The following is a 20636-nucleotide window of genomic DNA, read 5'->3' as shown; positions in this document are numbered from 1 at the left end:
AACAGTGAAGCTTGAGGCAGATCAGAGTTCGTCGAGGGAGAACAGGCGGCGGTGTTCGCGGATCGCGTAGCGGTCGGTCATGCCGGCAATGTAGTCGGCGATCTTGCGCGCCTGCTTGTTCACGTCGCCGGACTGGTCCTGATAATCCGGCGGCAGCAGCACCGGCTCCGCCATGAACGAGTCAAACAGTTCACGCACAATCCGGCTGGCTTTGACACGCATGCGGTTGACCTTGTAGTGGCGATAGAGATTCGCATGCAGGAAGCGCTTGAGTTCGGTCGCATCCTTGCGCATGCCATCGGAGAAGCGGATCAGCGGCGGCGCGTTGCGCACGTCATCGATATGCTGCGGCGCCGCATCGGCAATGCGGCTGGTGGAGGTCACGATCAGGTCGTCTGCCAAGGCCGTGATCAACCGGCGCAAGGTTTCATAAATCGCGCGCCGGCCGGACAGGCCCGGGAAGGCCAGCTGCACATCGCGCCACAGGCGGGCAAAGAAATCGACTTCCTCCAGCTGCGCAATCGAGATCAGCCCCGAACGCAAGCCGTCATCGATATCATGGCTGTTGTAGGCGATTTCATCGGCCAGATTGGTCAGCTGCGCCTCCAGCGACGGCTGGGTGCGGTCGATGAAGCGCTGCGCCACCGGACCCAGCAGGCGCGCATTGTTCAGCGAGCAGTGCTTGAGGATGCCCTCGCGCGTTTCAAACATCAGGTTCAGGCCATTCCACGCGCCGTAGTGCTCTTCCAGCTCATCGACCACACGCAGGCTTTGCAGATTGTGCTCGAAGCCGCCGTAATCCTTCATGCACTCGTTGAGCACGTCCTGGCCCACATGGCCGAACGGCGTGTGGCCCAGATCGTGCGCCAGCGAAATCGCCTCGACCAGGTCTTCATTGAGCCGCAGATTGCGCGCCAGCGAGCGGCCGATCTGCGCCACCTCCAGGCTGTGCGTGAGCCGGGTGCGGAACAAATCGCCTTCATGGTTGAGGAAGACCTGGGTCTTGTACTCCAGCCGGCGGAACGCCGAGGAGTGGATGATGCGGTCGCGGTCGCGCTGGAACTGGCTGCGCGACGCATGCGCCGTCTCGGGATGGCGGCGGCCGACGCCGCCTTCAGAATGCGCCGCGTACGGCGCGAGGTATTCCTCCGGCGACATCGCAGCCTCCCCGTCAGATATGCGCTGCCAGCGTCGCCAGCAGCAGCTCCTGCGGCGCGTTGGTGATCTTCGGTGCGCCGAGCGGATTGAGCAGGATGAACTTGATGGCGCCGCCCTCGTTCTTCTTGTCGACTTCCATCGCCTCCAGCCACTGTGCAGTGCCGAGGTCCGGCGCCTTCACCGGCAGGCCGGCTGCGGCGACCAGGTTGCGCAGACGCACCACGGTGGCCGCATCGACCAGGCCCATGCGGTGCGACAGGTCGGCCGCCATCACCATGCCGCAGCCGACGGCCTCGCCGTGCAGCCAGACGCCATAACCCAGGCCCGCTTCAATCGCGTGGCCGAAGGTATGGCCGAAGTTCAGGATCGCGCGCAGGCCGCCTTCACGTTCGTCCTGGCGCACCACGTCCGCCTTGATCTCGCAGGAACGCGCAATCGCATATGCCAGCGCGCCCTTGTCGCGCGCCACCAGCTTGCCGATATTCGCTTCGATCCAGTCAAAGAACGCGGCGTCAATGATGGCGCCGTGCTTGATCACTTCCGCCAGGCCGGCCGACAGTTCGCGGTCCGGCAGGGTTTCCAGGGTCGAGGTGTCGGCAATCACCGCGCGCGGCTGGTAGAACGCGCCAATCATGTTCTTGCCCAGCGGGTGGTTGATGCCGGTCTTGCCGCCCACCGACGAATCCACCTGCGACAGCAAGGTGGTCGGCACCTGGATGAAATCGACGCCGCGCATATAGCTGGCGGCGGCATAGCCGGTCAGGTCGCCAATCACGCCGCCGCCCAGCGCGATCAGCGTGGTCTTGCGGTCGGCCTTGGTTTCCAGCAGCTTATCGAAAATCTGCATCAGGCTGGCCCAGTTCTTGAACTCCTCGCCATCCGGCAGCACCACCGAAGTGACTTGCTTGCCAGCATCACGCAACCCCGTCTCGATGCGCTCCAGGTAGAGCGGCGCCACGGTGGTGTTGGTGACGATGGCCACCTTGCTGCCATTCACATGGCGGGCCAGCAGCGCGCTGTCGTTGAGCAGTGCGGGACCAATGGAAATCGGGTAGCTGCGCTCGCCCAGATCTACGTTTAACAGGATGTTGGATTGTTCGTTCATCGATGGTTCGGCGTGAGTGACGCAGTTGGGCGCAGCTTCGCAAGCCAGGGCGTCCATCTGGTTCAAAATGGTCTGAACCATCGATTGTACGTTAGGACGGCCGGTATCGATGACCAAATCGGCAATTTCCATGTACAAGGGCTCGCGCACCGCCATCAATTCCACGAGTTTTTTGCGCGGGTCGGCGGTCTGCAGCAGCGGCCGGTTCTTGTCATGCGCGGTGCGTTGCAGGATGCTGTTGACGCTGGCGCGCAGGTAGATGACGGTGCCGCGCGCCTTGAGGAAGGCGCGGTTGTCCGGATTCAGAATGGCGCCGCCGCCAGTGGCCAGCACGATGCCCGCCTGCCCGGTCAGCTCGCGGATGACGTCCGCCTCGCGGCGGCGGAAGCTCGCCTCGCCCTCGATTTCAAAGATCCACGGGATCGAGGCGCCGGTACGGGCCTCGATCTCATGGTCAGAATCTATAAACCTCAGCCCCAGCTTGCGCGCCAGGATGCGGCCGATGGTGGTTTTTCCCGCCCCCATCAGGCCGACTAGAAACACATTCTGCATTCAACATCCACTATAAGGGGTTACTGCACAGCGTACCGACACCATAAGGACTGCTACGGCCCGGTGGGTCCTGGGTCTTGATGGCGTAATCTGCGCTTAATCCCATCAAGTGTACCAGAGAGGTGTAGCTGGACTCAGTGCCGCTGGCCTGGCCGCGTATCGTCAGGTTCACATCCAGCCAGTAAACATTGTCGCGCGGGTAGATCAGCGACACCGAGGCGCGGCCGCTGGCGTCGGTGGTCACGCTCGGCGTCACCGTCACCGGAATGCCAGGGTCGAGCCGGCCATTGCCATTGACATCCTCGCCGGCATCCAGGATGCCGTTGCTGTTGAGGTCCTCATTGGCGCAGGCGGTGCGGCTGGCCGGTTCCCACGGTCCGGCCGGCAAGGTGTATTGCTGCACGCCCTTGTAATACGTCACCGGCAGCACCGAGGCGGTCAGCTTGATGCCGGGCACGGCATTGCCGGCGGCGTCGGTAACGATGACCGCATAGTCCATCTGGTAAGTCGTGGTGCTGGGCACGCCAACGGTATTGCCGGTGCCGGCGCTGATGAACAGCGAGCGTTGCGCCACGGTCAGGTTGACAGCGGCGGTCGGACCGGAGCCGCCGATCAGCTTGGCCTGAATCTGCACGCCGTTGAGCGCGGTCGCGGCCGTGCCGGCAATGAAGCTGGTGGTGGCTGTGCCATCGGCGCCGGTGGTGACCACGGCCGGCTGGGTCAGCGTGCCGCCGCTCGGGTCGCTGATGATGGAGAACGCCACGGTCGCGTTCTTGACCAGGTTGTTGAGCGGCGTGCCATCCCGCACGATGGCGCGCAGCGTGGTTTGCTGGGTGGTGCTGCCCGCCGTATTCACGCCGATCACGGCGGGATCGGCTTGCAGCGAAATGGTGGTGGCATTGGTCACTGGCGCCACGAATTCCAGGTCGGTCTGCGTGGTGAGGCCGCCGGAATTGGCGGTCAGCGTCGCCACGCCGGGGCTGGTGGCATTCACATAGGCCGAGGCCGCACCGCCGGACACCGCCAGCGGACTGCTGAGTGTGGTGCGGCACGTCGATTCGGCATAAATCGTGCCGCGCGAGGTGCTGATGGTCACCGTGGCGCCCGGCGCATTGGTGACGGACACCTGCTGGCAACCGCCGATCGCAGCGGAGGTTTCCGGATTGCCGCTGCTATCGAGCGCCTTCATGGCAAAGGTGGAGGAATTGACCGCGATGCCGACCGAGGCAATCTCGCCCATGGACTTGACCGTGATCACGTCCGCCGAGCCGCTGCTGGCCGTGTAGGTCAGCACCAGCTGCCCGCCCGAATTGGTCACCGGCGTACCGCCGCCCTTGACCGTCAACGCATTCGCATTCGAGCTGTAGTTCACCGTTTTACCGACCAGCGCGTTGCCGGCCGAATCCACCAGCTTCACCGTCACATCGGCACTGGCGCCCACATTGATGGTTGGCGCGGCATTGATGGTGAGCCGGTTACCCGTGACATTGACGATCGTGGTGGCTGGCACGGCACCCGGCACGGTAGCGGTAATCTTGATCGCGCGCGAGGTGGCGTCACCGCCGGTCCCCAGTTTTTCCGTCACGATGCCTTGCGCATTGGTGACGCGGTTGGTCAGCGTCAGCGCGCCCGAGTCGGACTTCAGGTCGACCGTGACATTCGGCATTACGGTATTGTTGGCGTCACGCACCAGCGCGCTAACCGTGACCTCGTTGCCGGTGGTGCCGGCCGACGCCAGCGTGCCGGAATCCGTCGTCAGCGTCAGCGTCGGCACCGCACTGATGACCTGCACCGTGATGGTGTTCGAGTTGATCGATCCCGCGCTGGCGGTAATCGAAATGGTGCGCAGCGAGGAGTCTCCTTTGACGCTGAGCTTTTCCACCACCTGGCCAGAAGTGTTGGTCAGGCGGTTCAGGTTGCTGATGGTGCCCGAGCTGGCATTGAAGTTCACGGTTTCATTGGGCAAGGCATTGCCGCCGCCGTCTTTGACGATGACCGTCAGCGTCACTTCCGTGCCATCCAGGCCGGACGAGGCAATCGTGGCGGCACTGGCCGTCAGCGTCACGCTGGCCGCTTTCGACGGCGCCTGGCCATTGCTATTCGTTCCCGGGGAGCCGCCACCACCGCCGCACGCAGCCAGCAGGCCCGCGCACGCCATCACGCCCAGCCATCCAATGATTTTTTTCATGAAGCGCACCTCATTCAAAGTGAATCAAATTACCGCGCCGTCGACAGCTTGTCTGCCACAATCTTGGGCGTGATGAACACCAGCAGCTCCGTCTTGTCGTTGGTGCGGGTGTTGCTGCGGAAGAGATAGCCCAGGATGGGCACGTCGCCGAGCAGCGGCACCTTGTCGGTGGTGCTGCGTTCGGTTTGCTGGTAAATGCCGCCCAACACCACCGTGCCACCGTTGTCGACCATGACCTGGGTCTTGACGTGCTTGGTGTCGATGGCAAAGCCAGAACGGGTTTCCTGGCCCACGCTGTCCTTGTTGACGTCAACGTCGATCACGACATTGCCGTCCGGCGTGATCTGCGGCGTGACTTCCAGCCGCAGGTTGGCCTTGCGGAACATGATCGAGGTAGCGCCGCTGCTGGTCGCCACCTGGTACGGCAGCTCGATGCCCTGCTCGATCAGCGCCACCGCCTTGTCGGCCGTGATCACGCGTGGGCTGGAGATGATCTTGCCGGTGCCGTCTTCTTCCAGCGCGGACAGCTCCAGGTTCAGGAAACGGTTGGCGGCCGAGGAAAACAGGCTCACCGCCAGGCTGCCCGCCTGCGCGCCGTTGATGTTGCCCGCCGGCAGATTGATGAACTGGGTGTTGTTGTAGCTGCTGTCCGTGACCTTGACCTGGCCCGTGCTTTCGCCGACACCGGTCAGGTTGCCGCTCACTGCCACCCGGGTATTGCTGTTGCCCAGCTGGTAGCCAGTATCGCCGCCGCGGATGGTACGCATGTCGGAAAAGCCCAGCTTGGCGCCGAGGTTGCGCGTGAATGTGTCGCTGGCCTCGACGATGCGCGCCTCGATCAGCACCTGCTTGGTGGCGACGTCGGTCTTGGCAATCAGGCGGCGCACATCTTCCAGCTTGGAGGCGATGTCGGTCACAAACAGCTGGTTGGTGCGCGGTTCGATGATGGCGCTGCCGCGCTTGGACAGGATGCGGTTTTTGGCATCACCGCCCTCCAGGCCAAACACTACCTTGAACGCTTCCGCTTTCTGGTAATTGAGCTGGAAGATTTCCGACTTCAGCGGCTCCAGGTCGGCAATCTGCGCGCGCTGCTCCAGCTCCAGTTTTTCCTTGGTCAGCAATTCCTCCTTGGGCGCGATCCAGATTACCGAGCCGTTCTTGCGCATGTCCAGGCCCTTGGCTTGCAGGATCACATCCAGCGCCTGATCCCACGGCACCTCTTTCAGGCGCAGGGTCAGGTTGCCGCTGACGCTATCGCTGGTGATGATGTTGAGACCGGAAATGTCGGCAATCGCCTGCAAGGCCGCGCGCACTTCCACGTTCTGGAAGTTGAAGGACAGCTTCTCGCCACGGTAGCCTTGCGAGCCCTGCGTCAGCTTGTTGGGGTCTTCCTTGATCGGCTTGACGTCCACCACCAGCTGGGTGTCGCTCTGGTACACGGTCTGTTCCCACAGGCCGCGCGCCTCGATGGTCAGTCGTGTATTTTCGCCCTGCGGCACGGCGGTGACCTGCGCTACCGGCGTGCCAAAGTCGCTCACGTCCAGGCGGCGGCGCAGATTGTCGGGCACGCCCGTGCGCAGGAAGTCCACCACCACGCCGGTGGGCGTCTGGCGCACATCGACTGCCACCTGGTTGTTGGGCAGATCGACCACCACCCGGCCTTCGCCGTTGGCGCCACGGCGGAAATCGAGGTCGCGCAACATCTGGCGGCCCGTCGGTGCTGGCGACGTGGCCGCCTTGACCGGCAAGCCGCTGGCGTCCACTGCGGTAGCGATGCCGCCCGAACCATCGATGGTCAGGATGACCGACTTGCCGTCCACCGCAGTGGCGTAATTGAGCGAACGTTTCAGGTTGAAGACGAGCCGCGACCGTTCGCCGGCCTGCACCACATTCACGCTGCGCAGGTCGCCCTGGTTCAGCTCCTGCGAGGTTTTACCGGTGGCATTGACGGTGGCGCCAAAATCCATGACGATGCGCGCCGGATTGGTGATGGCAAAGTTAATCAGCGGTTCCGCCGGTTTATTGGTCATCGTGATCTTGACGATGAGGTTGGCGCCCTGCTGGCTGGCGGTAATCGATTCAATGCCATTGCCGACGCGGTCGTCAGCACGCGCGGGCGCCAGCTGCAGGCAGAGCGCCAGGGCGAACAATGGCGCCCAGTATGCGGCGGCGAACAGGCGCCGGGCCGTGTGATGAGCGTTCATTTGGCAGTCTCCTTGTTTTCCTGCAGTTCCAACCTGGACAGGCGCTCCACCCAGTCACCCGTGGCGTCCTGAACGATTTCCTTGAGGCTGACGCTGTCATCGTCAATGCGGGTGACGCGGCCGTAGTTCTGGCCCAGGTGCTGGCCCACCACCACATGGTGCAAAGCGCGGTCAACCTGCAGCACGGCATACAGCACGCCCTGGCTCTCGATGGTGCCCACCATCTTGATGGTGTCCAGCGGATACGTCTCCAGCAGCTCCTTGCGGCGCTGCGTATCGGGATGCAGCCCGCTGGCGCCGCCGCTGGCGGCCTGCCGGGCCAGTTCGGCCAGCAGCTTGTTGGGATTGAACGGGTCCAGCTCATCCTTGTGCACGTAGGCAAACGGAATAAAGGTTTTCGGCTCGGCCAATGGCGGCACCTTGACCCTGGTCTGGGCGTCCACCTGCTTCATCCAGGTACGGACTTCCTGCACGTCGCTGTCGCCACAACCAGCCAAGAGCAGCAATGCCATCAATGCGGTCAGCGTCCTCATGATTTTTTCGCCGCCTTCTTCTTGTCCGCGGCGGCCTTGCGCTGCGCTGCCACCTCTTCCGGATCCAGGTAGCGGAAGGTCTTGGCCACCGCCTCCAGTGTCAGCACACCATCCTTGCCCGTGCTGAGCGCCATGTTGTTGAGCGTGACGATGCGCGGCAGATTGGCGATGTCGCCGGTGAAGGCACCGATGTCGTGGTAATTGCCGGTCACCTTGATGTCGATCGGCAGCTCGGCGTAGTAATCCTTGACCACCACCTGCTGCGGCTTGAACAGGTCGAACTGCAAGCCGCGCCCGGCGCCGGCCTGGTTGATGTCGGTCAGCAGCGCCGCCATCTCGGCCTTGCTGGGCAGCTGTTTCTGCAACCGCTCCACGTACTGGTCGACCTGGGCCTTTTGTGCGCGCAAGGCATCGAGGTTGATCGCCTGCGCCATCTTGATCTTGTATTCGTCGCGCAGCTTGGCCTCGACCTGCGCGCCCGCATCCTGCTCCTCGAACTGCGAGCTCCAGTAGCCGAAATAGCCAGCCACGCACACCACCGCCGTCACGCCGACCGCGCACAGCACGCGCGGCGCCAGCGGCCACTGCCCTGGGTGGCGGCCATTCAGGTCGCGGAACTGGTCGGCGAACTGCGCAAACAGCAAATTCAGATTGAGGGTGGCTTTGGCCATCGCCGGCGCTCCTAGGCGTGCGCTGGCGGCGAGCCGCTGGCGGGAACGTTGGCGGGCGTGCCCGCAGGGGCAGCGGGTGCTTTGCCCTTGGCGCCGTCTTCCGGCTTGTCCTTGTCGCGCGGCCGCTTGATGTTGACGTTGAGGTTGAACTCCACCACCTTCTTGGCCGTCTTGCCCTGCCCCAGCCCGGTGGACTTCACTTCAATCAGGTCTGGCCGCTCCAGCCACGGCGACACACCAGCCAGGTTGCGCAGCAGCTCGGACACCCGCTCCTGCGACTGCGCATAGCCATTCACCGCCACCTTTTGCCCATCCTGCCGGAACGCCTTGAGATACACGCCGGGCGGCGTCTGCCGGACCAGTTCGTCCAGCAGATACACGGGCTGGTTGCGGTCGCCCTGCAAATCCTCCACCGCTTGCTGGCGCGCTTTGAGCGCTTCGATTTCCTGCTTGAGCGTGGCGATCTCGGCGATCTTCCGGTCGAGATCGACAATCGCGGTTTTCAGCACCTGATTGCGCTGCTCCTGAATCGAGATGGCGCGCGCGTTGTAGGCGCCCACCAGCAGCACGACACCCACGCCCACCACGCCGCCCAACGCCAGCAGCGCATAGAAGGCTTGCTTCTTTTGCTTGCGTTTCGCTTCGCGGTGCGGCAGCAGGTTAATCCGTATCATCAGTCGAACCTCCGCAGGGCCAGGCCGCAGGCCACCAGGTAGGCGGGCGCATCCAGCCGCAACTGCGATTCGCGTACCGATGGGCCGATCTGCATGCCCTTGAACGGCGAGATCACCGCGCTCGAGATGCGCGTGCGCGCGGCCACCAGTTCCAGCAGGCCCGGAATGACCGCGCAGCCGCCGGCCAGGAACAGCTGGTCGACCCGCGTGTACGGGGTGGACGTGTAAAAGAACTGGATGGCGCGCGTGACTTCCAGCGCAGCGCTTTCCAGAAACGGCGTGAGCAGTTCGGCGTGGTAGTTGTCCGGCAGGTCGCCGGTCTTCTTGCGCGCCTCGGCTTCGTCGAAGGATAGGCCGTAGCTGCGCACGATGTCCTGCGTCAGCGCAGTACCGCCGAACGGCTGCTCGCGCTCGTAGACGGTGGCGCCGTCCAGCATCACGGAAATGTGGGTGACCTGGGCGCCGATCTGGAACAGCGCAATGATCTGGCCCGCGCCCGCCTCGGGCAGTTGCGCGATCACGCGGTCCAGCGCGGCGCGCGCGGCATAGGATTCAATATCCATCACGCTGGCCTTGAGGCCGGAGGCTTCGGCAATCGCCACGCGGTCTTCGACTTTCTCGCGGCGCGAGGCGGCCAGCATGACTTCGATATCCTCGGCGGAATTGGCGGCCGGGCCGATCACGTCGAAGTCCAGGCTGACTTCGTCCAGCGCGAACGGAATGTACTGGCTGGCTTCGGACTCGACCTGCACTTCCAGCTGGTCTTCCGGCATGCCGGCCGGCAGGATGATTTTCTTGGTGATCACTGCGGCGGGCGGCATGCCCAGCGCTGCATGGCGCGCCTTGGTGCCGCTCTTCTTCCAGACGCGGCGCACGGCTTCCACCACCTGGTCCATGTTCTCGATATTGCCGTCCGTGACGGCGTTGCGCGGCAGCGGTTCGGCGGCGTAGCGTTCCAGCCGGAGTTCGCCCTTGGCGCCTTGCACCAGCTCCACCAGCCGGACGCTGGAGGTGCTGATGTCGATGCCCACCAGCGGCGGGTTGCCTTGGCCCAGCAGGGCCTTGAAATCGATCATACGTTTCCTCCGGCGTCATGGCTGGCGCCTGTTCTGCAGTACATCCGAACACGGGGTCGAACTGTTTGCATAAAAGGAAACTCGTTTAAAAACCTGCGTTTAGAAGGCTTATATATGCTCGTACATTAAAACGAGCCTATTTAAGTGTAAAGGTATTTCTACCGTGCACAATTGCCTTGGTGTGAGGGTTTCGCCACACTTTATTTCGCCATCGTAAGCAACAAAGCAACTCCATTGTTTTGTTGCTCATGCAGAAATATTACTGTCGTAGGGTACGGCGCGGCGCTCGCTTATAATGGCTCGCACATTTCCATAGAAAGATCGTACTGCATGGCCTATTCCAATTCGGCACCTCCACCCTCGCCGCCTGCCGACAAGGCGGACGGCAAACCGCGCAAACCTGCGTCCCGCTTCCTGCTCACGGCTGGCCTGTCCATTGCCGGCCTGGGCCTGACAGGCGTGCTGCTGGTTGTGTTCGGCCTGGCGATGGCTTATCCCAACCTGCCAGAACTCGACACGCTGACCGACTACCGTCCCAAGATGCCGCTGCGCATCTTCTCGGCTGATAACGTCCTCATCGGCGAGTTCGGTGAAGAGCGCCGCAACCTGGTGCGTATCAAGGACATCCCCGACGTCATGAAAAAAGCCGTGCTGGCGATTGAAGACGACCGCTTCTACGAGCACGGCGGCGTCGACTACACCGGCATCCTGCGCGCGGCCGTGCACAATGCGATGGGCGGCGGCGGCCGCCAGGGCGCATCGACCATCACCCAGCAGGTGGCGCGTAACTTCTTCCTGTCCAGCGAGCAGACCATCAAGCGCAAGGTCTACGAAATGCTGCTGGCCTGGAAGATCGAGAAAAACCTCAGCAAGGACCAGATTCTCGAGGTCTATATGAACCAGATTTATCTGGGCCAGCGCGCCTATGGTTTCTCGTCCGCCGCACAAATCTATTTCGGCAAAAACCTGCGCGACATCAGCATCGCGGAAGCGGCCATGCTGGCGGGCTTGCCCAAAGCGCCATCGGCTTACAATCCGGTAGTCAATCCCAAGCGCGCGCGTACCCGGCAACAGTACATCCTGCAGCGCATGCACGATCTGGGCTATATCACGGACAAGCAATATGAAACGGCCAAGGCGGAAGAGCTGAAAGTCAAAACCGACAGCAGCGAATTCGGCGTGCATGCCGAGTACGTGGCCGAACTGGCGCGCCAGCTGGTGTACGAGCAGTTCAAGGAAGACACCTACACACGCGGCCTGAACGTGTTCACCACCATCACCAAGGCCGACCAGGACGCCGCTTACCTGGCGCTGCGCAAGGGCGTGATGGATTACGAGCGCCGCCACGCCTACCGTGGTCCGGAAGCCTATATCGACATCCCGAACAACAAGGAAGAAGCGGACGACGCCATCGAAACCGCGCTGGCCGAGCACCCGGACAACGACGACATCGTCGCGGCCATGGTGCTGCAAGCCACGCCGCAGATGATTACCGCCGTCACCGCGTCCGGCGAGGAAATCAAGATCACCGGTCCCGGTCTGGAAATGGGCCGCTCATGGCTGTCCGACAAGAACCCGCCGAACAAGCGCATCCGCCGTGGCGCCGTGATCCGCGTAATGCAGGAAGGGAAAGACTGGCAGGTGGCGCAGATGCCGGAAATCGAATCGGCGTTCGTGGCGGCCAGCACCACCGACGGCGCGATCAAGGCCATGGTGGGCGGCTTCGACTACAACCGCAACAAGTTCAACCACGTGACGCAGGCGTGGCGCCAGCCGGGGTCGTCGTTCAAACCGTTCATCTACTCGGCCTCGCTGGAACGCGGCCTGTCGCCGGCCACCGTCATCAACGATGCCCCCATCTCGTTTGACGCCGGCCAGACCGGCGGCCAGGCGTGGGAACCGAAAAACTACGACGGCAAGTACGAAGGCCCGATGACCATGCGCAAGGGCCTGACCAAGTCCAAGAACATGATCTCGATCCGCATTCTGCACCGCATCGGCGCCAAGTACGGCCAGGAATACGCGACCCGCTTCGGCTTTGACGCCGACAAGAACCCGCCCTACCTGACGCTGGCCCTGGGCGCGGGCAACGTCACGCCGCTGCAGATGGCCGGCGCCTACGCGGTGTTTGCCAATGGCGGCTACAAGGTCAGCCCTTACCTGATTTCCAAGGTGACCGATGCCGATGGCAAGATCCTGTCGCAAGCCCATCCGGACGTGGCGGGCGACGAGAAAAACCGCGTGATCGACGAGCGCAACGCCTTCCTGATGGATTCGATGCTCAAGGACGTGGTGCGCTTCGGCACGGCGGCCAAGGCCAATGTGCTGGGCCGCCGCGATATCGCCGGCAAGACCGGTACCACCAATGATTCGATCGACGCCTGGTTCGCCGGCTACCAGGCCAAGCTGGTGGGCATTGCCTGGATCGGCTACGACCAGCCGAAGAATCTGGGCAACCGCGAAACCGGCGGCGGCCTGGCACTGCCAATCTGGATCGGCTACATGCAGAAGGCGTTGAAGAATATTCCGATCGAAGAACGCGCGGTGCCGGAAGGTGTGATGCTGGTGGGAGACGAGTACTACTACGCGGAGAATCCGCCAGGCGCCGGCGTGAATAACCTCGACGCGCCGGGACACGGCACCCCGGCTGAAGAAAAAGCCAAGGACGCCGTCAAGAACGAGCTGTTCTGACGGCAGGCCGGCGGACTGGTGTGTCCGCCGGCGCAAACGCCTGGTTCAGGCCAGGCTGACCTGGCTGCCGCCCTGGGCGCTGACCATCTCCGACAGCGAAGCAAACAGCTCGGTGTTATCGCGCGTGTTGATCCATCGTCCGTCGATCTGCCGGTAGTGGTAACCGCCCGAACGGGATGCCACCCACAGCTCCTGCATCGCGGCCTGGCTGTTGACGATGATCTTGGAACCATTGTCGATAAACTCGATTTCCAGCACATTGCCGCTGCGGCTGCACTCGACGTCCAGCACGTCTTCGTCGTTGAGCTGGTCCAGTTTGGCCTCAATCGCGTTAAGGGTGGCCTCGGCTTGCGCCAGGAATTCTGATTCGCCCATGCTACACTCCAGTATCTGCACAAAATAATCCATGATTTTATCGTGAAGTCCACATTCCGTTTAATTATCGGCACAGCCACCCTGTGTCTGAGCGTATTGCTGAGCGGCTGCGGCCAACCCGGCCCCCTGTATCTGCCCAAGCCACCAGCGGCCAAGCCAGCCAAGAGCGGCGACGCCCCTGCTTCGTCCTCCAGCCCTGTTACTCCAGCCCCTCAACAATAATGTCCCAATTTTCGTATAAAGACGGCGTGCTGCACGCCGAAGGCGCGTCGCTGAGCGCCATTGCCGGCGAGTTCGGCACCCCGACCTATGTGTACTCCAAGGCCCGGCTGCTGGCCAACTTTGCGTCCTACGCCGATGCCTGCCAGGGCCGCGACGCGCTGGTGTGCTACGCCATGAAAGCCAACTCCAACCTGGCCATCCTCGACCTGCTGGCGCGCGAAGGCGCGGGCTTCGACATCGTCTCCGGCGGCGAACTGCTGCGCGTGCTGGCGGCGGGCGGTGATCCGCGCAAGGTGATCTTCTCCGGCGTCGGCAAGAGCGTGGAAGAAATGCGCCTGGCGCTGTCGCATGACATCCTGTGCTTCAACGTCGAATCGATTCCCGAGCTGCACCGCCTGAACGAAGTGGCCGGCGCCATGGGCAAGCAAGCGCGCATCTCGCTGCGCGTGAATCCCAATGTGGATGCCAAGACCCATCCTTACATCGCCACCGGTCTGAAAGCCAGCAAGTTTGGCGTGGCCTTCTCCGATGCGCTGGAAACCTACCGCACGGCCGCCGCGCTGCCGCACCTGCAAGTGAGCGGCATCGACTGCCACATCGGCTCGCAACTGCTGGACGACGCGCCGCTGCTGGAAGCGCTGGACCGCCTGATCGAGCTCATCGACCAACTCGGTGCGGAAGGCATTGAACTGCACCACCTGGATATCGGCGGCGGCATCGGCATCGACTACCGTGAAGCCGGCGAATCGGCGCCAGTGCCGGTGGGCGACTACCTGGGCCGCCTGTTCGCCAAAATTGATGCCTGGCGCAACGCGCGTCACGACGGCAAGCCAATCAAGGTGATCTTCGAGCCGGGCCGTTCGATTGTCGGCGACACCGGCGTGCTGCTGACGCGCGTGGAATTCCTCAAGCACGGTGAAGAGAGAAACTTCTGCATCGTCGATGCGGCAATGAACGACATGGCACGTCCGGCGCTGTACCAGGCCTGGATGGACATGCAGCCGGTGGTGCAAAACGGCGCGGCCGCTGCGACCTACGACGTGGTCGGACCGATCTGCGAATCCGGCGACTGGCTGGCGCGCGACCGTGCACTGGCGGTAGAAGCTGGCGACCTGCTCGTGATGCACACCGCAGGCGCCTATGGCATGACGATGGCGTCCAACTACAACACGCGTGGCCGCGCAGCCGAAGTGATCGTCGATGGCAGCGTCTGCCACCTGGTCCGCCAGCGCGAAAACCCGGCCGACCTCTACGCGCTGGAATCGCTCATCAAATAAACCCAATCCGGGGTCAGTTCTTGCAATCCAACACGAGCTCTGCTGTCGCGACAGCAGAGCTCGTGTTGGATTGCAAGAACTGACCCCGGATTTAGACCCCGGATTTATTTGCGGATGGCCCACCAGACGCGTGTCAGCAGCAGTATGCCAACGATGCTGCCGAACAGGATGGGCTGGGTGAAGTTGTGCTTGCCCGCTTTCATCCACCAGAAGTGCAGGAAGGCCAGCGGCGCGATCACGTAGATCAGCCGGTGCAGCCATTGCCACCGCTTGCCCCCCAGGCGTTTGATCATGCCGTTGGTGCTGGTCAGCGCCAGCGGAATCAGCAGCACGAAGGCGATGAAGCCCACCGTGATGAAAGGCCGCTTGAGCACGTCTTTCCACATCTCTTGCACATCAAAGAAGTGATCGAACCACAGGAAGGTGGTGAAGTGCAGCAGGCCGTAGAAGAAGGTGTACAGGCCCAGCATGCGACGCAGCTTGATCAGCCAGTTCCAGCCGCTCAGCCGCCGCAGCGGAGTCACCGCCAGCGTGATGCACAGTAAGTACAAGGTCCAGTCGCCAGTGCCGCGCGTGATGAATTCCAGTGGATCGACCAGTTGCCCGGTCACGGTCAGGTAGGCCATGCGCAGCAGGGGCGCCAGCGCCAGCACAAAGATGGCGCCTTTGAGCCAGCTGACTTGTTTTGGGCTCAGCATCAGTAGAACTTCTTCAGGTCCATGCCCGCGTACAGCGGCGCGACGTCGTTATAGCCGTTGAACATCAGGGTCTTGCGTTTGCGCGACAGGAAGCCGTCTTCGCCGATGCGGCGCTCGGAGGCCTGCGACCAGCGCGGATGGTCGACGTCCGGATTCACGTTGGAGTAAAAGCCGTATTCATTCGGCGCCGACAAATTCCATGAGGTGCGCGGCAGGTCTTTCACGAAGCGGATCTTGACGATCGATTTGGCGGATTTGAAGCCGTACTTCCACGGCAGCACCATGCGCACCGGCGCGCCGTTCTGGTTGGGCAGCACGTCGCCATACATGCCAAAGGTCAGCAGCGCCAGCGGGTGGTTGGCTTCGTCGATGCGCAGGCCTTCGGTGTACGGCCATTGCAGCACGCGGCTGCCGACGCCGGGCATCTGCTTTTTGTCGGCCAGCGTGACAAATTCCACGTACTTGGCATTGCCGGTCGGCTCGAGCTTTTTGATGATCTCGGAGAAGGAATAGCCTATCCACGGAATCACCATGGACCAGCCCTCCACGCAGCGCAGGCGGTAGACGCGCTCTTCCATCGGCGCCAGCTTCAGCAGCGCATCCAGGTCCAGCGTGACCGGTTTCTTGACCTCGCCTTCGATGCTGACCGTCCACGGCCGCGTTTTGAGCGTGCCTGCGTACATGGCCGGCTCGCTCTTGTCGGTGCCGAATTCGTAGTAGTTGTTGTAGGTGGTGGCGTCTTTGTACGGCGTCTGCTTGTCGAGCGCCGAGTAGGCCGGATTCAGCCTGGCGGGCAGTTTGCTGCCGCCCTGGGCAAACGCTGCGCGCTGCGCCATCTCCAGCAGCGCGGCGCTGCCGGCCGCGCCCATGGCGATCTGCTTCATGAAGCTGCGGCGCGATTCGTACACCGCGCGCGGCGTGATTTCTGAAGAAAACGGCAAGTCGATGCCGTTGGGGCTGCGCTTGATCAGCATGATGGCTCCGGTAGATGTGTGCAGGGCTCCACCTTACACCAATCCTCCGGAGCAAATATTAAACTTGCGTTTACAACTTCCCGTACGAGTGCAGGCCGGACAGGAACATGTTGACGCCCAGGAAGGCAAACGTTGTCACCAGCAGGCCCACCAGCGCCCACCATGCCGCCGGACGGCCGCGCAGGCCGTTCATGAGGCGCATGTGCAGCCAGGCCGCATAGTTGAGCCAGACGATCAGCGCCCAGGTTTCTTTCGGATCCCACGACCAGTAGCCGCCCCACGCTTCGGCCGCCCACAGCGCCCCGAGGATGGTGGCAATGGTGAAGAAGGCGAAGCCGGCCGAGATGGCTTTGTACATCACGTCATCCAGCACTTCTTCCGACGGCAGGCGGTCCTTGAGGTAGCCTGCGGTTTTCAGCAGGTAGGCGGCGGCGACCATGGCCGCCAGTGCAAAGTTGCCATAACCGATAAAGTTGGCGGGCACGTGAATTTTCATCCACCAGCTTTGCAGCGCCGGCAGCAGCGGCTGGATGTCGGCCGCGTTGCGCGAGGTGGTGTACCAGAACAGGAAGCCGATCGCAGCCGAGATCACCAGCAGCACGAACGGTCCCATCTGGCGGGTGGCGTAGCGCTGCTCGAAGTACAGGTAGAACATCGCGGTAATCAGCGAGAACAGGATGAACACTTCGTACAGGTTGGACACGGGGATGTGGCCGACGTCCGCGCCGATCAGGTAGGACTCGAACCAGCGCACCATCATCGCGGTCCAGCCCAGCACCACGGCCGCCCAGCTGAGCTTGGTGGCGATGCTGGACGCCGCGCCCGAACGGCCGACGAAGCCGATCCAGTAGAACACGGTGGAGATGACAAACATCACGCTCATCCACAGCACCGCCGACTGGCTGGACAGCATCATGCGCAGCCAGAATTTCTTGCTGCCGTTGTCCAGCTGGCCCGCGTACATATAAATGGCCCACAGCGACAGCAGCGCCACCAGCGGCATCACCCAGCGCACCGGCTTCCAGTGCCAGCCCAGCGCGGCAAACACCGGTACCGCGCCCAGCAGCACGCCCTGTTCGTAGATGTCCATGAAATGGCCAAAGCGGTTCAGCGAGAACACCGCGCCGGCCAGCAGCGCCAGCGCGAACAGCCAGTCAATCAGGTTCAGGCGCTTGAAGTAGCCTGGCGCCTGCTGGTAGGTCTGCGGAGTTTGCCGGGATTGAGTCAGTTCCATCATTTTCTCCTGCTTAAGCCGCCGATTGCGGCAGTTTTTCTTTCAGTACTTCAAATTCGCGCTCAAAGTCCAGCGTCTTGCGCTGGGTGCTCATGGCCATCAGTGCTTCGCTGCCGGCAGCGTCGTCCTTGATCCAGATCCACAGGCGGCGTTCGCGGATGTAGAACATGGCAAACACGCCCAGCACCAGGAACAGGCAGCCCAGGTAGACCACGCTCTTGCCCGGCGAGCGCGTGACCTGGAACACCGAGGCCTGCACGTGGGTAAAGTCGTCCAGCTGCAGATACACGGGAGCGCCGTAGAAGAAGGCATCCGACAGCGCGTTGATGGCCAGGTTGAGGAAGCGCGCGTGCTGTTCGTCTTCCACCACGGCCGGCAAGCCATCCTTGATACGGGCAATCTGCCACAAGTCCCACAGGCTGGCGTTCAGGATACGCATGAAGACGTCGGCGTTTTTCTTGAGCGCTTCTTCCGGCATTTTTTCGAGGAACTTGGCGACGGCGGCAAAGCCGGCCATCTTATCGTCACCGGCGAAGATGGTCAGGCCTTTTTCGGCGGCGGCCTGCAATTGCACGCGCAGCGCGTCGTTGCTGGCCGCCTGCGGCATGGCGCGCTGGGCGTAGCGCTGGGCGGCGGCGGCGCGCAGGTCGGCATTCTGCAGCGCGGCGCGCAGACGCATCCATTCGTTGACGCTGTGGCCGTCGTCGGCGGGAATGCGCAGGTAGCTGAAGTTGTCCGACGGGTTGGCGCGCATGCCGGCCAGGAACACGGTGGCGCCGTCGATGGTGACCGGCTGCATGTAGTTGTTGAACTCGCGCGCCTGGCCAGTCTTGTCGCGCAGCTTGTAGCTGACGCTCGGGCCGATGTTTTTCAGGTCTTTATTGACGGCGTTCTTGCCGGCCGAGCCGGTGTGCTTGTCCAGCTCGTCGGCCAGGCTCACGCCTTTTTTGACGGCGCGCGCATCATCAACGGGCGCGATATTCTCGACGTTGAACGGACGGAAGCCCGACCATTCCACCGTGTAGGCGTCGCCCATCGGCGTGGTGCCGTTGACCTCGCCGGCGATATCGAAGCGGTTGTTGATGGTGCCCACCATCGGGAAGCCGGTCAGTTTGAGCTTGCTGCCGCCATCCTCAAAGCTGGACTGGTAGATGGCGATGCCGTTGACGATGAGCGGCTTGTTGACCTCGATGGTGCCCTTGGTGATTTTGCCGCTCTCGTTCTCGCGCACTTCCACGTCGCTGGCAAACAGCTTGGGCATGCCGGTGCTGTAGAAATCGATGGTGAATTTTTTCAGGCTGATGGTGAACGGCAGCTCCTGGATCAGCACGCCATCCGGGCGTGTGAGCACGGCGGTATTGCTGGTCTGGCCTTCCGGGATCATGGTATTGCCGCGGAAGGTAGGGTTGCTGGTGCTCAGGCGGCTGGCCTGCGGCACTTGCGAAATCAGGCCGCTGCCATTGAATGGCGTTTTGCCGAGGAACCATTCCTGCAGGCGGATCGGCACGTCCGAATCCATGACGGCGCCCAGGCAGATCACCACGATGGCGGAGTGCGCAAAGATGTAGCCGAACTTGTTGGCGGCGCCCTGCTTGGCGGCGACCAGCGTGCCATGGTCTTTCTCCACCAGCTTGACCTGGTAGCCGGCGTCGGCCAGCCGCGCCGCGCTCTGCTGCGCCAGCGCGGTGCGCGCCAGCGGCGAACGCCATTGCATCTTGTGGTGGAAGTTCAGCAGCGACTGTTCGCGCACGTTCTCGCGCCAGCTGCGCATGTCCTTCAGCATCTTGGGCGCGTTGCGCACGATGCACAGCGAGGTGGAAAGTACCAGCACGGCCATCAGCAGCAGGAACCACCACGCCGAGTAGACCGTGTACAGGCCGATTTTGCGGAACACTTCATACCAGAACGGCCCGAACTGGTTGATGTAGCTGGTGCTGGCCTCGCCCTGCTTCATGACCGTGCCGACCACGGCGGCAATCGCGATCATCGCCAGCAGGGCGATGGCGAAACGCATGGAGGAAATCAGTTCAACGACTTCGCCCACGAGGGGGCGGCGGGTTTTCAGCTGGATGCCGGTGGTACTTGGGCTACTCATGCGTATTCAAGTTCTTTAATTAATGGTGGCAGCCGCAGCATACCAACAAAAAGGGCGGCATGCTCACGCCGCCGCCCCCTTCTTTTTCCTCAGTCATGCCGAGAAATCAAGTTTATTTCAAGCCTGCTACGTAATCCGCAACGGCCTTCATTTCCTCGTCGGACAGGCGCTTCGAAATGGGCGCCATCTCGATGCTCTTGCGGGTCCCCGCCTTGAACAGGCCCAGCTGAGCAACCGTGTAGTCCTGATGCTGGCCAGCGATGCGCGGGTACTGCACGGGAATCCCCGCACCCGACGCGCCGTGACAGCTGGCACAGGCCGGCACGCTCTTCTCGGCGATGCCGCCACGGTAAATCTTCTTGCCCAGCTCAATCGTATCCTTGCTCTTGGCCGCGCCCGGTTTCTGCTGCTGCGTTGCCAGCCATGCCGCGACGTTGTGCTTTTCCTCATCGGTCAGCATCTTGGCGTAGGTCGTCATGACCGGTTGATTCCGGTCGGCGGTCGTAAAGTTCACCAGCTGCTTGTAAATATATCCTTCGTGCTGGCCAGCCAGCTTGGGATTGACCGCGATGGTGGAATTGCCGCCGGCGCCATGGCAGGACACGCAGGCCGGCAGACCGCGGGCGTTGTCGCCGTCGGTAAACAGGGTGGCGCCTTTGGCCGGATCAATTTTCGGAGCGGCAGGGGCTGGCTTCTTGTCGTCCGCGGAGGCAGTGGCCGTCACGGCGATCAAAGCGACGAGCAGGGATTTTACAAAAGGTGAAAACACACTATTCATTCAAGCACCCTAGTAGGAGTCTAAAAAGTTGTGCACCAAAGTGTACCTGCGCAGCACCAGACCGTGCGTAGAAGCACTTGGGAACTACTCATTGTACAATAGCTTAAAAAAATACCTGCTTTAAACTGTTG

17 protein-coding genes are annotated in these 20636 nt (G+C 62.4%); 3 read left to right on the top strand and 14 right to left on the bottom strand.

Annotation, left to right across the window (positions count from 1 at the left end):
* Window positions 1-21: 21 nt before the first annotated feature.
* Genes BUA36_RS18800 through BUA36_RS18765 form a run of 8 tightly spaced genes read right to left on the bottom strand, consistent with a single transcriptional unit; the run spans window position 22 to window position 10161 of the window.
* Complete coding sequence (locus BUA36_RS18800) at window positions 22-1158, bottom strand: deoxyguanosinetriphosphate triphosphohydrolase (RefSeq protein WP_072786857.1); 1137 nt, start codon at window positions 1156-1158, stop codon at window positions 22-24.
* A gap of 13 nt (window positions 1159-1171) precedes the next feature.
* Window positions 1172-2815 carry a bifunctional shikimate kinase/3-dehydroquinate synthase AroKB gene (gene aroKB / locus BUA36_RS18795; protein ID WP_072786856.1) on the bottom strand — a complete coding sequence of 548 codons (1644 nt, stop codon included), beginning with the start codon at window positions 2813-2815 and terminating at the stop codon, window positions 1172-1174.
* Between the two features lie 10 nt (window positions 2816-2825).
* Window positions 2826-5003, bottom strand: a complete 2178-nt coding sequence (locus BUA36_RS18790; RefSeq protein ID WP_072787072.1) for a beta strand repeat-containing protein — start codon at window positions 5001-5003, stop codon at window positions 2826-2828.
* A 29-nt stretch (window positions 5004-5032) separates the two neighbouring features.
* Window positions 5033-7207, bottom strand: a complete 2175-nt coding sequence (locus BUA36_RS18785) for a type IV pilus secretin PilQ (protein WP_072786855.1) — start codon at window positions 7205-7207, stop codon at window positions 5033-5035.
* The gene (locus BUA36_RS18780; RefSeq protein WP_072786854.1) at window positions 7204-7740 is read right to left on the bottom strand and encodes a pilus assembly protein PilP; all 537 of its coding nucleotides are present in this window, start codon (window positions 7738-7740) and stop codon (window positions 7204-7206) included. Before BUA36_RS18780 ends, BUA36_RS18785 begins: the two co-directional genes overlap by 4 nt.
* Window positions 7737-8411, bottom strand: a complete 675-nt coding sequence (locus BUA36_RS18775; RefSeq protein WP_072786853.1) for a type IV pilus inner membrane component PilO — start codon at window positions 8409-8411, stop codon at window positions 7737-7739. Before BUA36_RS18775 ends, BUA36_RS18780 begins: the two co-directional genes overlap by 4 nt.
* A gap of 11 nt (window positions 8412-8422) precedes the next feature.
* Window positions 8423-9085 (bottom strand): PilN domain-containing protein, encoded by a 663-nt coding sequence (locus BUA36_RS18770; RefSeq protein WP_072786852.1) that lies wholly within the window; start codon window positions 9083-9085, stop codon window positions 8423-8425.
* The gene (locus BUA36_RS18765) at window positions 9085-10161 is read right to left on the bottom strand and encodes a pilus assembly protein PilM (protein ID WP_072786851.1); all 1077 of its coding nucleotides are present in this window, start codon (window positions 10159-10161) and stop codon (window positions 9085-9087) included. The genes BUA36_RS18770 and BUA36_RS18765 overlap by 1 nt, the downstream gene beginning before the upstream one ends.
* A 330-nt stretch (window positions 10162-10491) precedes the next feature.
* On the opposite strand from BUA36_RS18765, the gene BUA36_RS18760 reads away from it, so the two are divergent.
* A complete protein-coding gene (locus tag BUA36_RS18760; RefSeq protein WP_072786850.1) occupies window positions 10492-12852 on the top strand; it encodes a penicillin-binding protein 1A in 2361 nt (786 codons plus the stop codon).
* A 45-nt stretch (window positions 12853-12897) separates the two neighbouring features.
* Here the strand turns inward: BUA36_RS18760 and cyaY are convergent, their stop codons facing one another.
* Window positions 12898-13227, bottom strand: coding sequence for an iron donor protein CyaY (cyaY, locus tag BUA36_RS18755; RefSeq protein WP_072786849.1), 330 nt, complete (start codon window positions 13225-13227; stop codon window positions 12898-12900).
* A 42-nt stretch (window positions 13228-13269) separates the two neighbouring features.
* On the opposite strand from cyaY, the gene lptM reads away from it, so the two are divergent.
* Both lptM and lysA read left to right on the top strand, forming a co-directional pair.
* A complete protein-coding gene (lptM, locus tag BUA36_RS31645; protein ID WP_139260638.1) occupies window positions 13270-13449 on the top strand; it encodes an LPS translocon maturation chaperone LptM in 180 nt (59 codons plus the stop codon).
* Window positions 13449-14726, top strand: coding sequence for a diaminopimelate decarboxylase (gene lysA / locus BUA36_RS18750; RefSeq protein WP_072786848.1), 1278 nt, complete (start codon window positions 13449-13451; stop codon window positions 14724-14726). The genes lptM and lysA overlap by 1 nt, the downstream gene beginning before the upstream one ends.
* Window positions 14727-14830: 104 nt before the next feature.
* Here lysA and msrQ read toward each other — a convergent pair whose 3' ends face one another.
* The 5 genes from msrQ to BUA36_RS18725 form a co-directional block, all read right to left on the bottom strand.
* Window positions 14831-15424 (bottom strand): protein-methionine-sulfoxide reductase heme-binding subunit MsrQ, encoded by a 594-nt coding sequence (gene msrQ / locus BUA36_RS18745; protein ID WP_072786847.1) that lies wholly within the window; start codon window positions 15422-15424, stop codon window positions 14831-14833.
* The gene (msrP, locus tag BUA36_RS18740) at window positions 15424-16398 is read right to left on the bottom strand and encodes a protein-methionine-sulfoxide reductase catalytic subunit MsrP (RefSeq protein WP_072786846.1); all 975 of its coding nucleotides are present in this window, start codon (window positions 16396-16398) and stop codon (window positions 15424-15426) included. The genes msrQ and msrP overlap by 1 nt, the downstream gene beginning before the upstream one ends.
* Window positions 16399-16468: 70 nt before the next feature.
* Window positions 16469-17632 (bottom strand): c-type cytochrome biogenesis protein CcsB, encoded by a 1164-nt coding sequence (gene ccsB / locus BUA36_RS18735; protein WP_072786845.1) that lies wholly within the window; start codon window positions 17630-17632, stop codon window positions 16469-16471.
* 13 nt (window positions 17633-17645) lie between these two features.
* Complete coding sequence (locus BUA36_RS18730) at window positions 17646-19727, bottom strand: cytochrome c biogenesis protein ResB (protein ID WP_072786844.1); 2082 nt, start codon at window positions 19725-19727, stop codon at window positions 17646-17648.
* Between the two features lie 112 nt (window positions 19728-19839).
* The gene (locus BUA36_RS18725) at window positions 19840-20505 is read right to left on the bottom strand and encodes a c-type cytochrome (protein WP_072786843.1); all 666 of its coding nucleotides are present in this window, start codon (window positions 20503-20505) and stop codon (window positions 19840-19842) included.
* Between the last annotated feature and the right edge of the window lie 131 nt (window positions 20506-20636).

The sequence above is a fragment of the Duganella sacchari genome (genome assembly GCF_900143065.1).
Classification (GTDB): domain Bacteria; phylum Pseudomonadota; class Gammaproteobacteria; order Burkholderiales; family Burkholderiaceae_D; genus Rugamonas; species Rugamonas sacchari.
This window is presented reverse-complemented; position numbering and strand designations above follow the sequence as displayed.

Coding starts and splice junctions, on each gene's coding strand:
- msrP (WP_072786846.1), bottom strand. CDS start 16,398: ATGCTGATCAAGCGCAGCCCCAACGGCATCGACTTGCCGTTTTCTTCA.
- BUA36_RS18790 (WP_072787072.1), bottom strand. CDS start 5,003: ATGAAAAAAATCATTGGATGGCTGGGCGTGATGGCGTGCGCGGGCCTG.
- BUA36_RS18800 (WP_072786857.1), bottom strand. CDS start 1,158: ATGTCGCCGGAGGAATACCTCGCGCCGTACGCGGCGCATTCTGAAGGC.
- msrQ (WP_072786847.1), bottom strand. CDS start 15,424: ATGCTGAGCCCAAAACAAGTCAGCTGGCTCAAAGGCGCCATCTTTGTG.
- BUA36_RS18785 (WP_072786855.1), bottom strand. CDS start 7,207: ATGAACGCTCATCACACGGCCCGGCGCCTGTTCGCCGCCGCATACTGG.
- BUA36_RS18780 (WP_072786854.1), bottom strand. CDS start 7,740: ATGAGGACGCTGACCGCATTGATGGCATTGCTGCTCTTGGCTGGTTGT.
- ccsB (WP_072786845.1), bottom strand. CDS start 17,632: ATGGAACTGACTCAATCCCGGCAAACTCCGCAGACCTACCAGCAGGCG.
- BUA36_RS18725 (WP_072786843.1), bottom strand. CDS start 20,505: ATGAATAGTGTGTTTTCACCTTTTGTAAAATCCCTGCTCGTCGCTTTG.
- BUA36_RS18730 (WP_072786844.1), bottom strand. CDS start 19,727: ATGAGTAGCCCAAGTACCACCGGCATCCAGCTGAAAACCCGCCGCCCC.
- cyaY (WP_072786849.1), bottom strand. CDS start 13,227: ATGGGCGAATCAGAATTCCTGGCGCAAGCCGAGGCCACCCTTAACGCG.
- lysA (WP_072786848.1), top strand. CDS start 13,449: ATGTCCCAATTTTCGTATAAAGACGGCGTGCTGCACGCCGAAGGCGCG.
- BUA36_RS18760 (WP_072786850.1), top strand. CDS start 10,492: ATGGCCTATTCCAATTCGGCACCTCCACCCTCGCCGCCTGCCGACAAG.
- aroKB (WP_072786856.1), bottom strand. CDS start 2,815: ATGCAGAATGTGTTTCTAGTCGGCCTGATGGGGGCGGGAAAAACCACC.
- BUA36_RS18765 (WP_072786851.1), bottom strand. CDS start 10,161: ATGATCGATTTCAAGGCCCTGCTGGGCCAAGGCAACCCGCCGCTGGTG.
- BUA36_RS18775 (WP_072786853.1), bottom strand. CDS start 8,411: ATGGCCAAAGCCACCCTCAATCTGAATTTGCTGTTTGCGCAGTTCGCC.
- BUA36_RS18770 (WP_072786852.1), bottom strand. CDS start 9,085: ATGATACGGATTAACCTGCTGCCGCACCGCGAAGCGAAACGCAAGCAA.